At 35.3% G+C, this 20,730-nt stretch carries 20 protein-coding genes, 3 tRNA genes and 1 other RNA gene; all 24 read right to left on the reverse strand.

Annotated features, from left to right (window positions below; genetic code table 11):
* Complete coding sequence (locus tag K6343_02880; GenBank protein ID MEF3244915.1) at window positions 1-522, reverse strand: NUDIX hydrolase; 522 nt, start codon at window positions 520-522, stop codon at window positions 1-3.
* A gap of 8 nt (window positions 523-530) precedes the next feature.
* Window positions 531-1,151, reverse strand: coding sequence for a V-type ATP synthase subunit D (locus K6343_02885; protein ID MEF3244916.1), 621 nt, complete (start codon window positions 1,149-1,151; stop codon window positions 531-533).
* 1 nt (window position 1,152) lies between these two features.
* The gene (locus tag K6343_02890; GenBank protein ID MEF3244917.1) at window positions 1,153-2,532 is read right to left on the reverse strand and encodes a V-type ATP synthase subunit B; all 1,380 of its coding nucleotides are present in this window, start codon (window positions 2,530-2,532) and stop codon (window positions 1,153-1,155) included.
* A complete protein-coding gene (locus tag K6343_02895; GenBank protein MEF3244918.1) occupies window positions 2,525-4,300 on the reverse strand; it encodes a V-type ATP synthase subunit A in 1,776 nt (591 codons plus the stop codon). Before K6343_02895 ends, K6343_02890 begins: the two co-directional genes overlap by 8 nt.
* Before the next feature lie 3 nt (window positions 4,301-4,303).
* The gene (locus K6343_02900) at window positions 4,304-4,630 is read right to left on the reverse strand and encodes a hypothetical protein (protein ID MEF3244919.1); all 327 of its coding nucleotides are present in this window, start codon (window positions 4,628-4,630) and stop codon (window positions 4,304-4,306) included.
* Window positions 4,623-5,567, reverse strand: coding sequence for a hypothetical protein (locus K6343_02905; protein MEF3244920.1), 945 nt, complete (start codon window positions 5,565-5,567; stop codon window positions 4,623-4,625). The genes K6343_02900 and K6343_02905 overlap by 8 nt, the downstream gene beginning before the upstream one ends.
* Window positions 5,560-6,144 (reverse strand): V-type ATP synthase subunit E, encoded by a 585-nt coding sequence (locus K6343_02910; protein ID MEF3244921.1) that lies wholly within the window; start codon window positions 6,142-6,144, stop codon window positions 5,560-5,562. The genes K6343_02905 and K6343_02910 overlap by 8 nt, the downstream gene beginning before the upstream one ends.
* A 6-nt stretch (window positions 6,145-6,150) precedes the next feature.
* The gene (locus tag K6343_02915) at window positions 6,151-6,633 is read right to left on the reverse strand and encodes a hypothetical protein (GenBank protein MEF3244922.1); all 483 of its coding nucleotides are present in this window, start codon (window positions 6,631-6,633) and stop codon (window positions 6,151-6,153) included.
* A gap of 1 nt (window position 6,634) precedes the next feature.
* Window positions 6,635-8,641 carry a hypothetical protein gene (locus K6343_02920; GenBank protein ID MEF3244923.1) on the reverse strand — a complete coding sequence of 669 codons (2,007 nt, stop codon included), beginning with the start codon at window positions 8,639-8,641 and terminating at the stop codon, window positions 6,635-6,637.
* Window positions 8,622-8,954 (reverse strand): hypothetical protein, encoded by a 333-nt coding sequence (locus tag K6343_02925; protein ID MEF3244924.1) that lies wholly within the window; start codon window positions 8,952-8,954, stop codon window positions 8,622-8,624. Before K6343_02925 ends, K6343_02920 begins: the two co-directional genes overlap by 20 nt.
* Window positions 8,955-8,957: 3 nt before the next feature.
* Window positions 8,958-10,406 carry an aminotransferase class V-fold PLP-dependent enzyme gene (locus tag K6343_02930; GenBank protein ID MEF3244925.1) on the reverse strand — a complete coding sequence of 483 codons (1,449 nt, stop codon included), beginning with the start codon at window positions 10,404-10,406 and terminating at the stop codon, window positions 8,958-8,960.
* A 22-nt stretch (window positions 10,407-10,428) separates the two neighbouring features.
* Window positions 10,429-10,506 (reverse strand) — tRNA-Pro (locus tag K6343_02935).
* Between the two features lie 3 nt (window positions 10,507-10,509).
* A tRNA-Pro gene (locus K6343_02940) sits at window positions 10,510-10,587 on the reverse strand.
* A gap of 74 nt (window positions 10,588-10,661) precedes the next feature.
* Window positions 10,662-10,997: RNase P RNA component class A (gene rnpB, locus K6343_02945), an RNA gene on the reverse strand.
* Window positions 10,995-11,714: a hypothetical protein gene (locus tag K6343_02950; protein ID MEF3244926.1), complete on the reverse strand. Its 720-nt coding sequence runs from the start codon at window positions 11,712-11,714 to the stop codon at window positions 10,995-10,997. Before K6343_02950 ends, rnpB begins: the two co-directional genes overlap by 3 nt.
* An 18-nt stretch (window positions 11,715-11,732) precedes the next feature.
* Window positions 11,733-11,807, reverse strand: a tRNA-Ile gene (locus tag K6343_02955).
* Between the two features lie 802 nt (window positions 11,808-12,609).
* Window positions 12,610-13,602: a dipeptide ABC transporter ATP-binding protein gene (locus K6343_02960; GenBank protein MEF3244927.1), complete on the reverse strand. Its 993-nt coding sequence runs from the start codon at window positions 13,600-13,602 to the stop codon at window positions 12,610-12,612.
* Window positions 13,599-14,603, reverse strand: a complete 1,005-nt coding sequence (locus K6343_02965; protein MEF3244928.1) for an ABC transporter ATP-binding protein — start codon at window positions 14,601-14,603, stop codon at window positions 13,599-13,601. The genes K6343_02960 and K6343_02965 overlap by 4 nt, the downstream gene beginning before the upstream one ends.
* A 7-nt stretch (window positions 14,604-14,610) precedes the next feature.
* Window positions 14,611-15,504 carry an ABC transporter permease gene (locus K6343_02970; protein MEF3244929.1) on the reverse strand — a complete coding sequence of 298 codons (894 nt, stop codon included), beginning with the start codon at window positions 15,502-15,504 and terminating at the stop codon, window positions 14,611-14,613.
* 13 nt (window positions 15,505-15,517) lie between these two features.
* Window positions 15,518-16,486 (reverse strand): ABC transporter permease, encoded by a 969-nt coding sequence (locus tag K6343_02975; GenBank protein ID MEF3244930.1) that lies wholly within the window; start codon window positions 16,484-16,486, stop codon window positions 15,518-15,520.
* Window positions 16,487-16,563: 77 nt separating this feature from the next.
* Entirely contained in the window at window positions 16,564-18,786 is a 2,223-nt protein-coding gene (locus K6343_02980; GenBank protein ID MEF3244931.1) for an S-layer homology domain-containing protein, read from the reverse strand.
* Between the two features lie 69 nt (window positions 18,787-18,855).
* The gene (locus K6343_02985) at window positions 18,856-19,284 is read right to left on the reverse strand and encodes a hypothetical protein (GenBank protein ID MEF3244932.1); all 429 of its coding nucleotides are present in this window, start codon (window positions 19,282-19,284) and stop codon (window positions 18,856-18,858) included.
* The gene (locus K6343_02990) at window positions 19,277-19,831 is read right to left on the reverse strand and encodes an RNA polymerase sigma factor (protein ID MEF3244933.1); all 555 of its coding nucleotides are present in this window, start codon (window positions 19,829-19,831) and stop codon (window positions 19,277-19,279) included. Before K6343_02990 ends, K6343_02985 begins: the two co-directional genes overlap by 8 nt.
* A gap of 41 nt (window positions 19,832-19,872) precedes the next feature.
* Window positions 19,873-20,730 carry a hypothetical protein gene (locus K6343_02995; GenBank protein MEF3244934.1) on the reverse strand — a complete coding sequence of 286 codons (858 nt, stop codon included), beginning with the start codon at window positions 20,728-20,730 and terminating at the stop codon, window positions 19,873-19,875.

Raw genomic sequence — 20,730 nt, forward strand, 5'->3', positions numbered from 1 at the left:
TTATTTTAGCATTAACTTCATATATAAAAGCCCTATGATAGTTTTACCATCAATTATAGTTCCATTATCAAGATAGCTAAGCGCATCGTCTATGGGAACAAAAAGAGTATTAACCTCCTCTCCTGCATCTAAATTAACAATGCCATGGGAAAATTCAGTTGCTAAAAACAGATACAATTTTTCATCAACAAAACCAGGTGAAGGGTAAAACTCAAATAAAAACTTAAGATTTTTAGCAATTAGACCAGTTTCCTCTTCTAATTCTCTTTTTGCACAATCATAAGGGGTTTCGTTATTCTCGATTCTACCTGCTGGTAATTCTAAAATAAAATCCTCAACTGTGGGCCTAAACTGTTTTACAAATACCACTTTATTATCTACCAAAGGTAAAATAACCGAAGCATTGCCCCCGTAAGTTACAACTTCCCTATCCCAAAGACTTCCGTCGCTATTTTTGACAGTTTTTTTAATAAGAGAAAGTAGCCTTCCACTAAAGATGGTTTCTTTTTTAACAATTTCCATAAATTATATCAATGCTCTCTAATGATATCCTTTACTTTCAAAAGTCTTGCTATGTTTTCCCTATCAGCCTCTTCAAGTTTTTGTTCTATGTATGTGATTGTCTCTTCAAGATTAGGAATAATGACATATTCAAGGGCATTAACTCTTCTTCTTATTTTTGCTAACTCTAATGCAATGGAATAAATTTCCTGTTCAATTGAAGCAAGTTCCAACATATCTTTAATAAGGGGAAGTAGTTGAAGCATAGCTCTGTCAAGCAGAACAGTTGTTAAAGAAAACGGATAGGATATGGGGTTGCCCTCTGTTTTAACATCAAACACTGGATACTTTACGTTCATTACACTTTTAATTTTATGGAACAACGTAAGGCTAAAAGTCCCACCTTCAAAAAGAGCGATAAGGGTATCATCTTCAATGTCCTGAGTGCTATTTTCAAATTTCTTCAAAGCTCCAGAGAATTTTTCATCAAAATCTGCTCGTCTTACAACATAAGCCTTTGCAATATCAAGAAAATTACGCATCAACCCTTCAAGTTTATCTTTTAAAAGCTTATGTCCTCTTTTTGCAAGTTTGAGCCTCTCCTTTAGGCGAAGAAGCTCCATTCTCGTTGGATTAACATTGAGAAGCATACTAACTTACCTCTTTTTTAAGGTATTTCTCAATAAACTCAGGTTTAACCCTCTTTAGTTCTTCTATCGGCAAAATTGAAAGTAGTTTCCAACCAAGGTCAAGAGTTTCCTCAATTGAACGATCCTCATTTAAGCCTTGCTGAACAAAACGCTTTTCAAACTCATCCGCAAATTTAACATGGAGTAAATCAGCTTCTGTAAGAGCACTTTCTCCTAAAACCGTAAGCAATTCTCTTGCTTCTCTTCCTCTTGCATAAGAGGCAAATAGTTGGTTTAAAACGGAGGAATGGTCTTCTCTTGTTTTTCCTTTTCCAATACCTTTATCTTTTAATCTCGACAAACTTGGTAGGACGTCTATTGGAGGATATATCCCTTGCTGATAAAGACTTCTTGAAAGGAAAATCTGCCCCTCAGTAATATAACCCGTTAAATCTGGTATAGGATGGGTCTTATCATCTTCTGGCATAGTTAAGACGGGAATCTGGGTAATCGAACCTTTTTTACCTTTTATTCTACCTGCCCTTTCATAAATTGTTGCAAGGTCTGTGTACATGTATCCAGGGTACCCTCGTCTTCCAGGAACTTCCTTTCTTGCTGCAGATATTTCTCTAAGGGCTTCGCAATAGTTTGTCATATCAGTCATTATTACAAGGACATGCATCCCAAGTTCAAAGGCAAGATACTCTGCTGCAGTTAATCCGAAACGAGGGGCTGCAATACGTTCAATAACGGGGCTATTTCCTAAATTAATAAACATAACAGACCTTTCAAGTGCTCCTGATTCTGTAAAACTATTGATAAAGTAATTCGCCTCTTCAAATGAGATACCCATCGCTACAAAAACAACGGCAAATTTTTCTTCTTTACCTAAAACTTTAGCCTGCCTTGCAATTTGGGCAGCAAGCTCAGCATGGGGTAAACCAGAACCAGAAAAGATAGGCAATTTTTGACCTCTAACAAGGGTGTTAAGTCCATCAATTGCAGAAATTCCTGTTTGAATAAATTCTGATGGATAATCTCTTGAATAAGGGTTAATAGGAGCACCATTTATATCTATTTTCTTCTCAGGAATGATAGGGGGTGCACCATCTATAGGCCTTCCGGAACCATCAAATATTCTTCCAAGAATTTGAGGGGAAACACTCAATTCAACACCGTGCCCTAAAAACTTAACCTTTACTTCACCAAGGCTTAACCCAGAAGTTCCTTCAAACACCTGAATTAAAGCCATATTTCCGTTAACTTCGAGGACTTGTCCTCTTTTGATAGCTCCATCTGGAGTTTTAATTTCGACAATTTCGTTGTAAGTTGCCTTTTCAATATTGTCAACAAGGAGTAGAGGCCCAGATATTTCCTTTGCAGTTGTGTATTCCTTAGACATTTGCCACCTCACTTAAAAGATCTTCAAAGGATTTTTTTACTTTTTCTTCGAGTTTATCAAAACTCTCTAAATTCTTTTCCGGAATAAGTTTCGCTCTTGAAATATCAACTCGCACGGGAAGAGTTATAATTTTATTCAAATCAACATTCTTTTCTAAGGCATCCTTTGCATAATCTGCAAATAGGAAAATCAATTTTATCATTCTGTACTGTTTCTTCAAGGAAGCGTAAGTGTCTTCTGGATCAAAAGCATCTTGTTGGAGAAAATCTTCTCTTATCGACTTTGCAATCTCAAGTGTTAAACGGTCTTGTGGAGAAAGCGCATCAATTCCCACCAACCTAACCATTTCTTGTAGTTCAGCTTCCTTTCTTAAGATGGCAAGGGCTCTTGTTCTATAATCAATGAAATTGAGACCTGCATTCTTCTCGTAGTAATCCCTTAACTGTTCTGCGTAAAGGGAATAACTCCTCAACCACTGAATTGCAGGGAAATGTCTTGCATAGGCAAGTGAAGCATCCAAAGACCAGAAAACACGCACTGTTCTAAGAGTTGACTGCACAACTGGATCTGAAAGGTCTCCACCCGGAGGAGAAACAGCGCCAACAACACTCAAACTTGATACCTTATCTTGAGAGCCAAGAATAAATACCTTGCCTGCTCTTTCATAGAAAGAAGAAATTCTTGAAGCAAGATATGCTGGATACCCTTCTTCTCCAGGCATTTCTTCAAGTCTTCCAGACATTTCTCTCATAGCTTCTGCCCAACGGGAAGTCGAATCGGCCATAAGTGCAACATTGTAACCCATATCTCTATAGTATTCTGCAATCGTAATTCCAGTAAAGACAGATGCCTCCCTTGCTGCAACAGGCATATTTGAAGTATTGGCAATTAGGACTGTTCTTTCCATAAGTGGTCTTCCTGTTTTAGGGTCTTTCAATTCAGGAAACTCTATCAAAACGTCTGTCATCTCGTTTCCTCTTTCACCACAACCTATGAAAACAATGATATCTGCGTCTGCCCACTTCGAAAGTTGGTGCTGCACAACTGTTTTTCCACTACCAAATGGTCCAGGGATACAAGCCGTTCCACCCTTTGCAACAGGAAAGAATGTGTCTATAACCCTTTGACCAGTTACAAGTGGCTCATCGGGAGGAACTCGGTTTTTGACAGGTCTTGAGAATCTCACTGGCCATTTGTGGTACATTTTCAATTCAGTTTCCTTTTGTCCATCATTAACTACAGCAATAATCTCCTCAACCGTGTAGTCGCCTTCTTTAGCAATTTTTGAAATCCTACCTTTAACATTAGGGGGAACAAGAATTCTATGCTCAACAATAGTAGTTTCTTGGACTGTTCCAATTACATCTCCTCCCACAACATCTTTTCCTACTGTTACTTTTGGAACAAAGTGGAAAAGCTTTTCTCTATTAAGAGATGGTAATGAAACTCCTCTTTCAACAAAACTACCATAATGCGCCATTAATTCGTCAAGAGGTCTTTGAACTCCATCATAAATTGAGCCAATAAGTCCAGGTCCAAGTTCAACACTTAAAGGTAAACCTGTTGCATAAACAGGCTCATTAGGTCCTATTAAAGATGTATCTTCATAGACTTGTATTGATGATAAATTCCCTTTTACTTCGATAATTTCTCCGAAAAGTTTCAGGTCCGAAACGTAAACCATTTCATACATTTTAGCATTTGGAACATCTTTTGCAATAACAAGAGGACCTGCAACTTTCACTACATAGCCAACTTTTTCCGCCATAGATCACTCTCCTATATCTTCATTTTTTGTAAGGATATTAATACCAACTGCTTTTTTAACAACTTCACCTATTAGATTCAAGGTTCTGTTTTTTACCATCACAGTTGGTAACATCATTATTACAGGAAGCGGCTCTGTTTTTTCTTGAAGGTAATTTTTAACTAAATCAAAGAACGTTTCTTCAGTAAAAATTACAGTATATTCATTTGACTTTGCTAATGTTTTTATCTCATTTATTACGGTTTCTTTTTCGGCAACAAAATACTCAATACCAAAATTTTTTAGTAAAATACCAAGTCTTTTACTTCCAACAAAAGCAACTTTATTCATAGACTAACTCCAGTTCGCTTATATCACTTGTTTCTAAGCCATAGTAGAGAGCATACGCAAGTTTTTGTAAAACAGAAGTTTCGGCATTTAATTTTAGCAAATACACAAAAATAGGCTCAATGCCTTCGTTAAAATATTTACCTTTAAATAAAATACTTTTTAAAATTTCTTGAGTAAGCACTTCCCAGTTTTCGGAAAGACTTTTCTCCCGATAAAAGTATTTCTGGGTATTAACCATGCGTGTAAACGAAGAAACCGAATCAATAACTTTAATGATTGAAACATTTTGAAATTTTTGCTTCAAAAATTCAACAATTTTAAGAAACTCATCCTCTTTTAAAAAACCTATGTTTAGAAAACTATAACTTCTCATAAGAATTTGAATTAAAATTGCCTCAGTAAAAGATTGGTAATACTCCTCTATAAAAGGACTTTTTGTTAATTTTGCATAGTCAACTAAAAATGAAAGGTAATAAGAATCAATAACTATAGGAATTAAGTAAGATGGATATTTATTCTTTTTTAAGTCAGAAAAACACTCATAAAAATGTTTAGGATAAGAACCAACACCTTTTAAGAGGAATTCTTTAAAGTTATCACCTACCTCATAACCTAAATACGCCTTTTTAACCAACAAAAAGTAATTTGCACTCCTTAAAAATACGTTTATAAAAGGTTCAAGGCCAAACTTAGAAAATTCTTCAAATTCTTCTTCTCTTCTTTTAAAAATCGCTTTCCTTACCTCAGGAAAATCAATCTTACTTATGTACTTTTTATACGGATAACCCTGAAGAGTAGAAACAAAGGACTGAAAATCTTTATTTTTAAGAGCAATTAAAGTATCAACATCCAAAAGATAAGTTTCTAAAACTTTTACACGTCCACAAAGAAAATCGTAATAGCTTTTTCCTTTTATTTCAAAAGAAAAGTTATTCATTACTAAAAATCTCCCTTGCAACTTCAATATCTTTTCGTTCTTTAAATGTATTAATAATTTCATCAATAGAGTCGTTTACTTCGTAATTTTCAGTTTTTATAATACATCCACCACTAATTTCAACAGTAGTTTTAGAAAGTTTAACGTTCTTATCTTTGAGTCTTTCATCAATAAAGGATTTAATCTTCTTACCAAACAAATTAAAATCCTTTTCGTTAATGTAAACAACACTATTGTTAGGAGCGTCTTTCTCTATAAGTCGAGTAATAAGACTTAAATAGAGATTCTCATCACTTAAAATTTTCTCTTTAAGAACAGAAAAGAACTTTTCAATAATCTTATTCTTCAAAAGGTTAATTTCTTTTTCAACCTTTAAATTGTGAGAAATTCGTAATTTAACAATTTCATCATCAATTAATTTCTTTTCTTCCTCAAATTTAGATGCAAATTCTTTCCTAAGAGAATTTTCAAAATTATTTAACTCATTCTCAATATCACTTTTAGCTTTATTGATAATCTCTTCTGCCTGTTTTTGCGAAGAAGAGATGATTTTTTCCTTAATTTTATCAAGACTCATAGCCAATTAAAATGCTGCCGCCGAAACCCAAAGAGACAAAAGCACACCTGCAAGAAGTCCCAAAATAGCATAGGTTTCAACAAGCGCTGGTAAAAGTATTGCTCTACCGCTTTCCTCTGGTCTTTTCGCAACAAGATCTTCTGCGCCAATTGCTGAATGTGCCTGGTCTAATGCAGTTTTAAATTCAATAAGACCGACTAAAATGCCGATAAATAATGCGGCAAGTCCCTGTCCCCAAGAAGCCTTTGGAGAACCACCAATAAAGCCAAAAAACTGCATCATAAGAAACATAACAACAAGAGCATAAAAGCCCTGTGTTCCAGGAAGAGCCATAATAACAAGCATTTTACCAAATAATTCTGGTTTTTCAGAAAGGATACCTGCTGCATGTGAAGTTGTCCTACCAATACCAATACCAGAACCAATTGCACCCATTGCTGCCACAAAAGAAGCACCAATTGCAACAAACATGGAACCATTAAAAGTCATTTTACTTACCTCCTTGTGATTTTTTGATTCTTATATTTTTAAACTCAAACCCAAAAGGTTTGAATTCGTAACCACCTAAATCATAGAACCTTCCAAATAATTCAAGAAAATTTAAACGCATTGAGTGTATAAATGCACCAAGAATATTCATGAAGAAAGCAAGACTATGCAAGGCAAAGAGTAAAATTATCGTGACAATAATTCCAACAGGTCCTAGCATATTTCCTATTACTTTTGACATCAAGTTGAACGAAGAAGCAAGGATACCAGAACTCAGACCTAACGCAAACAGACGGAGGTATGAAAGAGTATCGCCTAAGAAACCAGATATACCGTAGGAACTTCTTATACCATAGAGATTTACAAGAGCAGCTACCGGTTTAAACAAAGGACTTCTTATGGACATCCATCCACCAATTAAAATAAATAGAACGCCCAAAATAACCATTATGTTTGAAGCAAACGCCAAATTAGAAAAAGTTGATTTGAAGAAGAATAAGATGATGCCAGGAAGGAAAAGTAGCCAACCTAAACTATTAAATATTGCATCAAGATAACTTCTACTTTTTATTTTTACAATGAAGCTTATCAAAATTCCGATCATCTGGGAAATAAAACCTATAATAACTGAAAGTATCATAAACTTAACAGATCCGTCCGGAGAAGTAGGGTTAATGACTGCAAGTTTACTAAGAAATTTAGTAAGTGCAAAATTTGGAAAATACGATGGAAGTATGTCACCAAAATATGAGTTTGTTAATACACCAACTGCTATAGAGGATATACTTCCATAAAGAAGTATGCTAAAAAATCTTGCAGCACCTCCATTGTTATTATATTTAATTAAAAATAAAAGACTGAATAGGAAAAGGACAAGCCCATAACCTGCATCCCCCAAAGCAAAACCAAAGAAAACGGAGAAAAGAATTGCAACAATTGGAGATGGATCTATATTACTATAAGAAGGCAGACCGAATAACTTTACTAAAAATTCAAAGGGCTTAAATATTAAGGGATTATTCAAGCTAACAGGAACAAAATCACTATCTTCAATTTTCAATTCAAAAATAAGATCTGTAAATTTTGAAACTCCATCAATTAAAACATTAAAATCTTTTTCTTTTGCATAACCTTTAATAACAACGAATGTTTTTCCTTTCAAACACTTTGCAATACCTATTCCCTTGTTTGAAAGAGATTGGAAATAATCTCTAAGCACTATTAACTTATCATTCTCTTCAAAGTATTCTTTTATTTTTGCTAATATAATCTCTTTATTATTTTCAAGCTCTAAAAGTCTTTTTTCAATTCGCTGAACTTCTTCTTCAAAAAATCCTGTGAAATGGTTATTGGGTGTTATTTTTGCAATTCCATAATCCTTAATAACTTTTTCAAGTAATTCGGTATCTTCTTTTACATATAAAATAAACACTTTTGCAGCATTTTTATCAGTATAAAAAACATTAGCGTAGAAATTGTTTAATGCTTCTTCACTTTTAAATTTTTCGAGGTCTTTCTTTTTTATTTCCCCGATTATTGCGCTAGTTCTACTTGTTCCCTGTAAAATAGAAAACTGAAAGGGAAACCCCTGAAACGCCATCAAAGATTTTTTATCTTCTTCTAATTTTGCTTCTTCTTCAAGAATTTTATCGTAGGAGTTTTTCAAATCATTGATTTTTTTTACAAATTCATCAAGAGGAAATTTATGAACAATATCGTTAAAATATTCTTCACTTACCTCAAAATCCTGCGGTAAAAAACCTTTTATGAAACCCTGCTTGCCAAATCCGAATTCCTTAAATATAGAAAATGCACTATCAATCTTATTCAACTCTTCGTCGTAGGCTTTTTCTGGTATTAAGGGTTTTAAACTATCAATACTTGCAAGAATTTCTGATCTTACACTTTCAATGTGAAAAATTCCAAGATTATACAAAGATTCAAGAATTTCATCTTTCTGTGATACATCGCTTAAAATCAAAACTTTTTTAAGCTTCTCTATTGACATAATCAACAACCTCTTTCAAATAATTAACAATAATTTTATCAATTTTTTCTGTTGCTTTTTCTTCAAGTAGTTTTAAAAATTGTTTGTTTTCACTTTCTATCTTTTTAGCTTCTTCATCTAAAAGCTTTAGAGCACTTGACCTATAATTCTCAACTTCCTTTAAAAAGTTATTTTCGTATAACTTACGTAGAGCTACTTTTTTCTCGTTTAGTTCTTCTTTTAAAGCCCTTACCGTAGACTCTGCTTCTTTTAAAACTCTTTCTCCTTCTTCTTCAAAAGATTTAATAGCATTTAAAACATCTCTTTCTACCATAATCTATACCCCTTTCACTACCCTAATCGCAATTTCACTTCCCTGTCTTACGGAACCTTGCACAAGACCACCATATTTAAAAACTTCATCTATAAAATCTATACAATCATCATCTATAATCATGCCTGGAGCAAGCACGGGGATTCCCGGAGGGTATGGAGCAACGATTCCCCAAGACACTCTTCCTTTTGATTCTTTTAACGGAACAACTTCAAACTCTTTCTGCAGGGTTTCAAATGGCATCATTGCAAAAGGTGGCGCTTTTGGAGTTCTTTCCATTTTAATTTTGTTTTTTTCTTTTTTAGGTTGCACTTTCTTGAGAACCGATAATAGTATGTCAATGTCTCTTTTTGAAGTACCTACAGTAACAAAAAGTAAAACATTCTGAAGATCGGCAAGTTCTATCTCTATGCCGTTTTTATTAAGGAAGTGTTCGAATTCAAAACCAGAATACCCCAGATCTTCAACATTAATTGTAAGTTTAATAGGATCAAGGACATAAATATCAATTCCGTTTACAATTTTTTCGGTAATAACTTTAAATCCGTCAAGTTCGCTTATTTTTTCTCTTGCATATTCAGCAACTTCAATTGCACGGTCCCACATTTCCTTACCATGTAATGCCATTTCTCGCCTTGCAACATCTAATGCTGTCATAAAGATATACGAAGGGCTAGAACTTTCTATAATGCTTAAGATTTGCTCAACCCTATCAACATTCACTGATTTTGAGGGGATGTGTAGGAAAGACGTTTGCGTTAGAGTTGGCAAAGTTTTATGGGCACTTTGAGTTACAAGGTCTGCTCCAAGGTATATAGCGGACTTTGGAAATTTTTCGTTAAACGGAAAATGTGCACCATGCGCTTCATCTATAAGAACCCTCAAACCATATTTGTGCCCTAAATCTATTATATCTTTTACTCTGCCTTGAAGTCCGTAATAATTCGGGGTAGTAACAAGAAGCGCTTTCGCATCAGGGTTTTCTTTTATAGTTTTTTCAATTTCTTCAACTGTCAAGTTAGTAATAATTCCAAACTCTTCGTTAAATTCTGGTTCAACAAACAAAGGCTTTGCTCTTGCAAGAAGAATGCCACCAATAACTGACCTATGGGAATTTCTTCCAATTATAATTTTCTCGTTCTCTTTTACGGAATCAAGTATCATTGCATGAACACCAGCAGTAGTTCCATTAATTAGAAAAATGGTAGACTCGGTACCATAAAGTTTACTTGCCAAATCTTCTGCTTCTCTTATAACACCTTGCGCATAGTGCAGATAATCAAGACCCGAAACTTCCGTAAGATCAAAATCAAAAAATTTTTCACCAAAGAGCTTTTTAAGAATTCTTGGGGCACCTTTACCTTGAGAGTGTCCCGGCATGTGAAAAGGAATCATCTTCCTTTTAATGTATTTAGATACAGCCTCATATAGCGGTGCTTTTTCTTGCTCCAATTCTACCTCCACTTTATTTTAGTGGTCGGGATGGTGGGATTCGAACCCACGACCTCTTGGTCCCGAACCAAGCGCTCTAACCAAACTGGGCCACATCCCGTAATGGTCGGGGCGAGAAGATTCGAACTTCTGACCCCCTGCACCCCATGCAGGTGCGCTTACCAAACTGCGCCACGCCCCGAAGCCTTACCTAACGATGTAACCAATGAATTATATACAAATTTGTTAAAAATACAAGCAGTTTTAACAAAAAAAGACTTAAGTAAGGAATAAGCCAGATTCTGTATCTCCATAAGGAGAAGGCAGCCATTTATCTAAGCGGCCAACCCAGTAGCATAAGGTGGAGCTTCCTCTTCGCTACTCTATTTGGCCTTGCTCCAAGTGGGGTTTGCCTTGCGTAATGTTGTCACCAACATTACCGGTGGTCTCTTACACCACCTTTTCACCCTTACCTTAAATCTAAGGCGGTCTGTTTTCTGTGGCACTTTCCCTAGGGTCACCCCCGCTTGGATTTCCCAAGCACTCTGCTCCAAGGAGTCCGGACTTTCCTCAGAATAGCTCAAACTATTCTGCGGCTGCCTTCCTTACTTAAGTCAAATCTTCTTCTATGTATAAAATTTTACCACAGATTTCGCATTGGATAATTTCGTTTCCCTTTGTTTCATGAAGTGAGGCAATAGTTTCAAGCGGCAATTTCACACCACAATTACCACAGAACCCATGGTCAACTTTCTCAATAGCACCACCAGGGAAACTCTTTCTTATATCTAAATATCTTGTTACAAAATCGTGAGGCAAAGACGAAATAACTTTATCAAATTCTTGGTTTAATAGAGCTCTTTCTTCTTTAAGTTCCTCATCTAATTTTTCGTATTCTTTTTTAATTTTCTCGCTTTTCCTTTTCAAGTTATCAATTGCTTTATCCAAATCTTCAATTTTTGTGTCTCTTTCTTTTATCTCGTTCAACACAAAATTTAGATTTTTTCTATACTCTTCCAATTTAGACACAAGATTTTCTTCTGTTTTTTTTGCAATTTTAATCTCTTTTTGAGTTTTGAAGGTGTTACTATCAACTGCGTTTTTTATACTTTGTAATTCTTTTTCTGCATCTTCTATTTCACGTTCAGTCTCATTTCTTCTACTAACCAAACCTTTTTTAGAAAGGATCAACTCTTCCTTTTCAGTTTCATAATTGTTAATTTGCTCTTCTATTTTCAATTCTTCTTCTATCTCCTTAACACGTTTTTCTTTTTTTAGTGTTTGGGAAAGCTTTTTCTCGATTTCATACACTTTACCAATAAATGACATTATTAAATCCTCCCTCTATGGTGGGCCCGCTTGGATTCGAACCAAGAACCAATTGGTTATGAGCCAACCGCTCTGCCGTTGAGCTACGGGCCCTATTACATATGCATAACTATTTTACATAAAAGTTTTTTTTAGTCAAGAGGAAGAAGTGTTAAGAATTTGATAAGTAACATAAAAATAGTATTTCCTCTAAGCAAGACTTTTAATAACCCGTCAAAAGAAGTAATTCCTTAAGTTAAAATGTAATTAAATACATTTTAATGAAAAAGATTTTAAAATAAATTTTTGAAACAAATTAACTTTGAAAAAGTAAAGAAAGCAATAGCCTAGTAATGCTCAACCTCATCCAGCAAATCCAATCATTATTTTCAGTTATTCATAACTACATCTTGTTTCTTAGAGGAAGCCAAATATCTTTGTTCCTATTCACTCATTGTTCTGCACAAGGTGAGAATTTCTTTCATTCTTTTTTAGAACTTGGGGGAGTTCTGAGCGGTTCCGTTTACCCCTTCAAATATGAGATCCTTCGTTGATATCGCTCCACTTGACTTCGTCAAGGACAAGAGTGCAAGATGACAGAGTAGGTTTCATTCTGACGAGGCGACTTTTACCGAGGAAGAATCTCAACCTTTTATGTTTTTCAGTATTCGGAGGAATCTTGAGGGGTTCCTTTTTACCCCCTCAAGTGCAAGATCCTTCGCTATCGCTCAGTATGACGTGTAGGTGGGGCCTTGAGGGAGTGTCCACCTCAAATATAAGATCCTTAGCAGAGTTTACGCTTAGTAAAGCGAACGTGCTCCTTGTTATTACAAGAAATACTTCACTTACTTAAATATACGATAAAACAAAAAGGGAGGATACAATTCCTCCCATTTAAATAAATAAAGTCGCTAACTTATTTAGAGTATTCTACAACTTTACCCTCTTTTACGAAATGACATGCTACATAATGACCAGAACCAACATCAACTAAAGGTGGTTCGGATTCTTTACAGATATCTTTTGCATATCGGCAACGGGTTCTAAATCTACAACCTGACGGTGGATTAATAGGAGAGGGGATATCTCCTTGAAGAAGAATTCTTTCTTTTTTAATCTCAGGATCCGGGATAGGTATTGCAGAAAGTAAAGCCTGCGTATAGGGGTGAAGAGGGTTCTTAAATAACTCTTTTGTTTCGGCAACTTCTACCAATTTACCAAGGTACATTACCCCTATCCTATCGGATACATGCCTTACAACAGCAAGGTTATGTGCAACTAATAAATAAGTAAGGGCAAGTTTTTGTTGGAGCTCAAGAAGAAGGTTTAACACTTGTGCTTGGATTGATGCATCAAGCGCTGAAACGGGTTCGTCTGCAACAACAAACTTAGGATTAAGAACTATAGCTCTTGCAATACCTATTCTCTGTCTCTGTCCGCCAGAAAATTCGTGGGGATATCTTCTTAAGTATTCAGGTCTAAGACCTACTAACTTCATAATCTCAACGACTCGTTCATCCTGCTCTTTCTTATCTCCAACGTTATGGACCATTAGAGGTTCTTTTATAATCTCCCCAATCGGCATCCTTGGATTCAAAGAGCCATATGGATCTTGGAAAATTATCTGCATTTCTCTTCTCAAAGGTCTCATTTTATTTTCCCCAAATCTTGTTATATCCGCACCATTAAAAATGATTTGGCCTTTTGTTGGTTCAATTAACTTTATAATTGTTTTTCCTGCAGTTGTTTTGCCACTTCCACTTTCCCCCACAAGACCAAAAGTCTCACCTTCAAAAATATGGAAGGATATACCATCAACTGCCCTTACCCAGCCAATGGGTCTTGAGAAAACACCCCCGACAACAGGAAAGTGTTTTACTAAATTATTTATCTCAAGAAGTTTTTTCATGATACAACCTCACTTTCATTAACTAAAACAGGGTGGAAACATCTTACGAAATGATTGTTTTCAATTTCAGCAAGTTCTGGCATTTCTTTTCTACACCTCTCCGTTGCAAATGGACACCTTGGATTGAAATGACAACCAAGTGGCATATGGTATGGGTTAGGTACCATCCCTTCTATTGCAGGAAGCGGAGTCTTTGTTTTCTCAGAAATTAAATTTGGAATGGAACTTAACAGTCCGTAAGTATAAGGATGTCTTGGCCTTTTGAAGATGGATAGCACTTCGCCACTTTCAACAATTTTACCAGTATAGGCAACATAAACACTATTTGCCATTTCTGCAACAAGGGCTAAGTCATGGGTAATAAATAAAACTGCCATACCCGTTCTTTTTTGAAGGTCTTTCATAAGTTCAAGAATCTGTGCTTGGATTGTTACATCAAGAGCAGTAGTTGCTTCATCAGAAATAAGAAGGTCTGGATTGCAAGACATTGCCATTGCAATCATAACCCTTTGTCGCATTCCACCACTTAATTCATGAGGATATTGGTTAAATCTCCTTTCTGGCTCGGGAATTCCAACAAGCCTAAGGAGCTCAATTGTCATCTTCTTGGCTTCTTCTTCACTTACATCTTGGTGGATTAAAATTGCCTCCATTATCTGATTACCAACTGTAAACACGGGGTTTAAAGCGCTCATCGGTTCCTGGAAAATCATTGAAATTTCAGCACCTCTTATTTTTCTTAACTGGTCTGGTGTCTTTCCAACTAAATTTTCTCCTTTAAAAATAATTTCTCCCCCGACAATTTTTCCAGGAACATCAATGAGGCCCAAAATTGACATTGCAGAAACACTTTTTCCACAACCACTTTCACCCACAAGCCCCAAAACTTCCCCTTTATGTATTGTATAACTCATTCCATCGACCGCTTTTACAACACCATCGTCAGTATAGAAATAAGTTTTTAAGTCTTTTACTTCCAATAATACTTCGCTTTTTTCCATAGTTCACCTACCTATATAACCTTGGGTCCATTGCATCTCTAAGTCCGTCGCCAAGATAGTTAAATGCAAGAACAGTTATAAACATTGCAAGTCCAGGAGACCAAACAAGCCATGGAGCAATAGCCATCGCATATTGAGCATTTTGAAGCATATTACCCCAAGATGGTGTAGGAGGCATAACACCAAAACCAAGATAGCTTAATGCAGCTTCGTAAATGATGTTTCCGCCAACACCAAGAGTAGCAGAGACAATAATAGGAGCAAGAGAATTTGGAAGAATATGTCTCCAAATAATTCTATTATTTGAAACACCAATTGCCTTTGCTGCTTCTACATACTCATTTTCTCTTAAAGAAAGGAACATACCTCTTACAATTCTTGCATCGGTCATCCAACCAAAAATTGCTATTACTAAAACAATTTTCCAAACTCCTGCACCAGGAATAACTGAGGCAAGAACAATAAGAAGAGGTAACACTGGAATTGAAAACATAATATCTGTAAATCTCATTAGAATGGTATCAAGAACTCCGCCATAATATCCTGCATATGCACCAATGATCATACCAACAATAAGTGCTGAAAAAACTGATGAAAAACCAACAAGAAGTGAAATTCTACCACCATAAAATAATCGTGTAAGAACATCTCTTCCTAACTCATCTGTTCCAAGCCAGTGCTTTAAGCTTGGCGGTTGCAAAACTTCTTCTACGGAACCAAGTTCAGAAGATGTATAAGGAGAAATAAATGGTCCTACAATACATAAAACAATTACAAGGATTAATACAACTAAAGAAAGCATGGCAAGTTTATGCTTTCTCAATCTTTTTCCAACAATACTCCAATAGGTTTCAATTCTTCCTGTTAAAGTTTCTTCTGAAGTAGTTATATCAATAGCCATACCAACTAACCTCCTAACTATACCGTATTCGTGGGTCAACTACAGCGTATAGTAAATCTGCAATAAGGTTACCCACAATCAAAAGAGTTGACTCCAAAAGTAAACAGACCATTGCAACAGGATAGTCATTTGATAACATTGCATCTACAGTAAGTCTACCCATACCCGGGATGCTAAATACTGTTTCGGTAATTGTTGCACCAGAGATAATGCCAGGTAGTGTGAGTCCTAAAAGGGTAACAATAGGAATCAATGCATTACGTAAAGCATGTTTAAATATTACTGTTCTTTCTGGAAGTCCTTTAGCTCTTGCGGTTCTTACATAATCTTGCCTTATAACTTCAAGCATAGAACTTCTTGCATACCTCATCCATGAACCCATCCCAAAAAGCGAAAGAACAATTACCGGAAGAACCATATATTTTGCTTGGTCAAGTAAACGCGCAAAGAAGGGAGCCGATTCCATTCCTGGAGTCATAACGCCACCTATTGGAAGCCAATTTAACCTCAAACCAAATATCATCATCAAAATAAAACCAAACCAGAATGTTGGCATAGACATTCCAAAAAAGGCAAAAAATGTAAACACATAATCAAATAGAGTGTATTGGTGTAAGGCTGAATATATACCAATAGGAACAGCAATAACAAAAGCAAATATAAGAGAGGCAATTGAAAACCTTAGCGTATAACTAATTGCTCTTCCTACAATTTCAACTACAGGTTTACCACCTGCAAAAATTGAAACACCCCAATTTCCTGTAATCATTGACCAAAACCATTTAAAAAACCTAAGATACCACGGAAGGTCAAAACCCCAAGCATGTTTTAATCTCTGTATATCCTCTGGTCTAATCCTGGGGTTTATTTGCATTTGCGCAAAAGGATCACCAACTAAACTCAAAACAGCGAAGGTAACAATTGCAACCCCTAAAAACAGAGGAATCATCTGCAAAATTCTTCTTATTACATAGTTTCTCACCTTTTCCTAAACCTCCTTATCCTTTAAAAAAGGGGACCTCTTTGCGGAGGTCCCCGCAAATTTTAACTAACTAAACCTTATTTCTTTTCCCAATACCAGAGCTCTGAATTGTATGTGTAACCAATAGAAGAGGAAACCACATAATCAAAGCCTGCCATAGCAAGATTTGCTTTTGGTGTATAGATATCAGTCCATATAACTAATCCAATTTGTGGCACAAGGTCTGCAATCCTCTGATCTGCAATATAGTAGTTCTTTTGACGGACTGCTGGGTCAACTTCATGAGTTGCCTTATAAATTGCATCATCAAGGGTAGGGTCAGAAATACCAGTATAGTTTTGTCCTTCCCATTCATTTGCTTCGGTTGGAATTTGGTCGGAGTGATAAAGTGTGTATCCACCTGGATCAAGTGGATCACCACCCCAAGCAAACATTGCTAACTGGAACATCCTGTGAGTAGTATAAGTGCCAAAGAAGTATGATGCTGATAAGAATTTCGTTTGAAGATCAACACCAATTTTCTTAAGTTGTGCTTGTAGAACTACAGCTTCGTCTTTTCTATCTTGTCTTGTTGTCGTTGAAAGTTCAATGGTTAACTTCTTTCCGTCTTTGTATCTGTAGCCATCAGAACCCATCTTCCAGCCTGCTTCATCAAGGAGTTTATTTGCCATTGCAGGATCGTATTTTGGTGTAGTTGCTTTTTCGTTTCTATAGAATGCGTTAAAGAGTGCGATATAAGGATAGTAGCTAACTCTTCTTTGACCTAAGAATACACGGTTATTCAAATCATTGCAATCAATACCATAGGCAAGTGCTTTACGGACTTTTACATCAGAAAGGATTGGATCAGTTGTATTAACTTCAAGATGTTCCCAGAAAGTTGAAAGAACCCTTTGAACTTTAATAGTCTTAATTCTTGCTGCCTGTTGAGCTTCTTTCTCTCCAAGTCCTATGAGAGTTAAATCAACCTTTCCTGCAAGAACATTCATTAACATGGTATTTGTATCAGGTATCCACTGATACACAAACTCTTGGATAAGTGGTTTTGAACCAGCCCAACCGAACCAGTTAGGATTAGGTTCAAGAGAAATATATGCCCCTTCAACCCACTCTTTAATCTTGTATGGACCTGCATGAACAGGTTTCTTTGCAAGGGCTGAAGATGTAATTTGATCTAATGGAACCTGGCTATAGAAGTGTTTAGGATACATCGGAAGACCAAGGTTTGCATATGGTGTTGTATCTTTCCAAGTTATAACCATTGTGTATGGATTAGGGAATTCAATTTTTTCAATCTTATCATAAGGATCTGTTGTAGGTATCTGCTCAATTTTTCCGGAAAGATAAATGTCATACACACCAAATTTAATATCTTGTTCGTAATTTACAGGAACACCATCTGACCACTTCACACCTTTTCTCAGGTAGTAAGTTGTCTTCATATAGGTCTTGTCATTTACCTTGTAGGTCGTCCAGGTGCCATCTTTAAAGTTTGGAACATTAAGTGCCATTCTTGGAGCCAATACTCCGTTGGGGAATGCCATAATTAAACCATCTTCATACTGCATAGCGATATTACGCTGTGCCATCATTGAAGTTGCAAAACTCATTAGTGCATCAGGTTCTTGTGTTTGTGCAATAACTACTCTTCCACCAAACTGTGGGGGCACAACAATCTTATAGATTGCATATGCACACTCTGACCTTGTTGCTGCCATTGTTGGGTCAACAGTTGCCTCTTTTGTGTGGTAAGTAAGAATCTGTATATCAGGTCTGTATGCAAGTGTAACTGCTCCAACTGCCCAAGAAGCAATCTTTTTCCAATCGTTTGCCCAAACAATTGGTTCGCCCTTGAATGCTTGTGCTTCTTTTTCTTTACCAACCACTCTTACACCAAGCACTGCAAGTTCTTGCCTTGTGATGGAATTTTCTGGCTTAAATATTCCATTAGGATACCCTTTAATGTAACCAGCTTTGACAGCTGCTTCTACATAGCCAAATGACCAACGAGATGCGCTTACATCTTTAAATGTTGGTGTAGAAGGTTTATACTCTTTGAGCCCTTTTGCAATACAAATCATTTTTGCAAATTGCTCTCTTGTTACAGGAGTCTCTGGTTTGAATGTTCCATCAGGGAAACCTGCAATTACACCTTTTGTAACCAAATAATCGATTTGATCTTTTGCCCAATAATCTTCCGGCACATCTTTAAAACCTGCGCCAGCAACACTTAACGGTCTAACTGCAAAAAGCGTCAAAACCATTAAAACTACAAGAAATGATACTAATACTTTCTTCATTCTCTTACCTCCTTCTTTTTGTTTTTTAAAAACCACTTTTCGAAAATTTTTTGCAACTTCTCACCCCCTTTAACGTAGAGTTTGCATCATAGGTAAAACAAAATTACCTATATAATTATACAGAAATTGATGGGATTGCAAATATAAAGAAGATTTTATATTTCTAAAATCATTATAGGCATGAACACTGATATTTGGCTCAGAGTGAGTCTCAAAATTATAAGGAGAATAATCAAAAATTAAAAAAAGAAAATTTAACAGTAATCCTAAAAAATTAATTTCGTCTTTCTTTTTACTAATACATACTTCTTCTCTATAAGTATTCAAGGTATTGCTAAAAACTTTTTCCTTTGATATTTTAGGATTAACTTTATCTTTCTTAAGTAAAATTGCAATTTCAAACATCTCCTTTAATTCATCTGAAACATTGGTAAAATCAATTTCTTTTTCATCTAAAAAATTTTCAATAACATCGTTAAGTTTATCTTCCTTATTCATTTAACAACTCCTCTATAATCTCTTTTAATTTTTTCAATCCTCTAAATTGCGTTATCTTAACAGCACTTTCCGTTTTGCCCAAAGTTAAAGCAATTTCCTTAATAGACTTTCTTTCATAGAACCTCATTAATAGCACCGATCTATAATCCTCTGAAAGTCTATTTAAAGCCGCGCTAACAATTTGATCAACATCCTCAACAGTAAAACTTCCGTAAACATCGTAAAGAATAGGATGACAGACTTTTTCAAATTTTTCTTCAAGAGGAAGCACGTCACGGCTAAGATTCTGTCTAAACCAATCTCTTACGTTATTTCTTGCAATTGCATACACCCAGGCATCAAGATGATACCCCTCTCTAATTTCAAAATTTTTCAAACTCTTAATAAATTTCAAAAAAGTTTCAGAAGTTAGATCTTCAGCAACTTCTCTCATCTTTACTCTTCTGTAAACATAGTTAAAGACTCTATCAAAATAGTAGTTAAAAAATTCAACAAATGCCTTCTCATCACCATCTTTTAGCTTTTTTATAATTTCAAATTCGTCCACTCCTTCACCTATATATACGTAAATTAAATAAAAAAGTTACACTAAAAATTACCAACTATCTCACCAGGTTTAAACAAATGTGGGGTTCTAACGATGATAAACGAATTAAATCTCAAAAGATTCTGATCGATAAGACTTGCAATTACAAAGTCATTTTCTACATTTTCAAATTTTATTTCCACTTTTTTAATTATATTACCATTTACTATATACACATATTTTTTACCGGTATCAGCTATTACGCTACTTTTGGGAATTTTAATACCGTAGACACTATCTAAAAGAATCGTAACGTTGGATTTTTTCTTTAGAAATTCATCAAGATAATAAGAAAACTCATAAAAACAGTACTTGTCGTCTTCATAAATTTTTATTCCAGAAACAACTAAAAACTCGTTAAGTAAAACTTTCAAAGAATCATGAGAATACATCTCTTTTTTTATACCTACAAAGAAATTGTTATTACTCACTATACAACCAATGGGTTCGTTAAGGGAGAAATTTTTTTTATTCAGGTAAACAAAACTAAAATTTTGGGTATCATCGAAAGAGTAAGTTTCGTTAACATTTCCGATACCAACTAAAAAAATTCCGCTTTCGTTTGCATAAATACCTTGGACACTTTCTTTTGAGTAAAGTTTTGCAATAAGTTCATCTTTTTTTACATAGTCAAAATTTGACTTCAAATATTCTACACTACCATTAGAAGGAGCAATTACATTAACGCAGGGAAAAAATAAACTAAACGGAATTTCTTTAGTTATCTTGTAATAAGATACATTTACAACCTCAAATTTGGATAGGTTTTTCCTTAAAAAGCCCATTATATCTTTAATAGAATTTAAAACCAATACAAAAAGTAAAACAAAAACAAGAATATACACAAGTTTTTTTTGCAT

The sequence above is a fragment of the Caldisericaceae bacterium genome, assembly GCA_036574215.1.
In the GTDB taxonomy this organism is placed as follows: domain Bacteria; phylum Caldisericota; class Caldisericia; order Caldisericales; family Caldisericaceae; genus Caldisericum.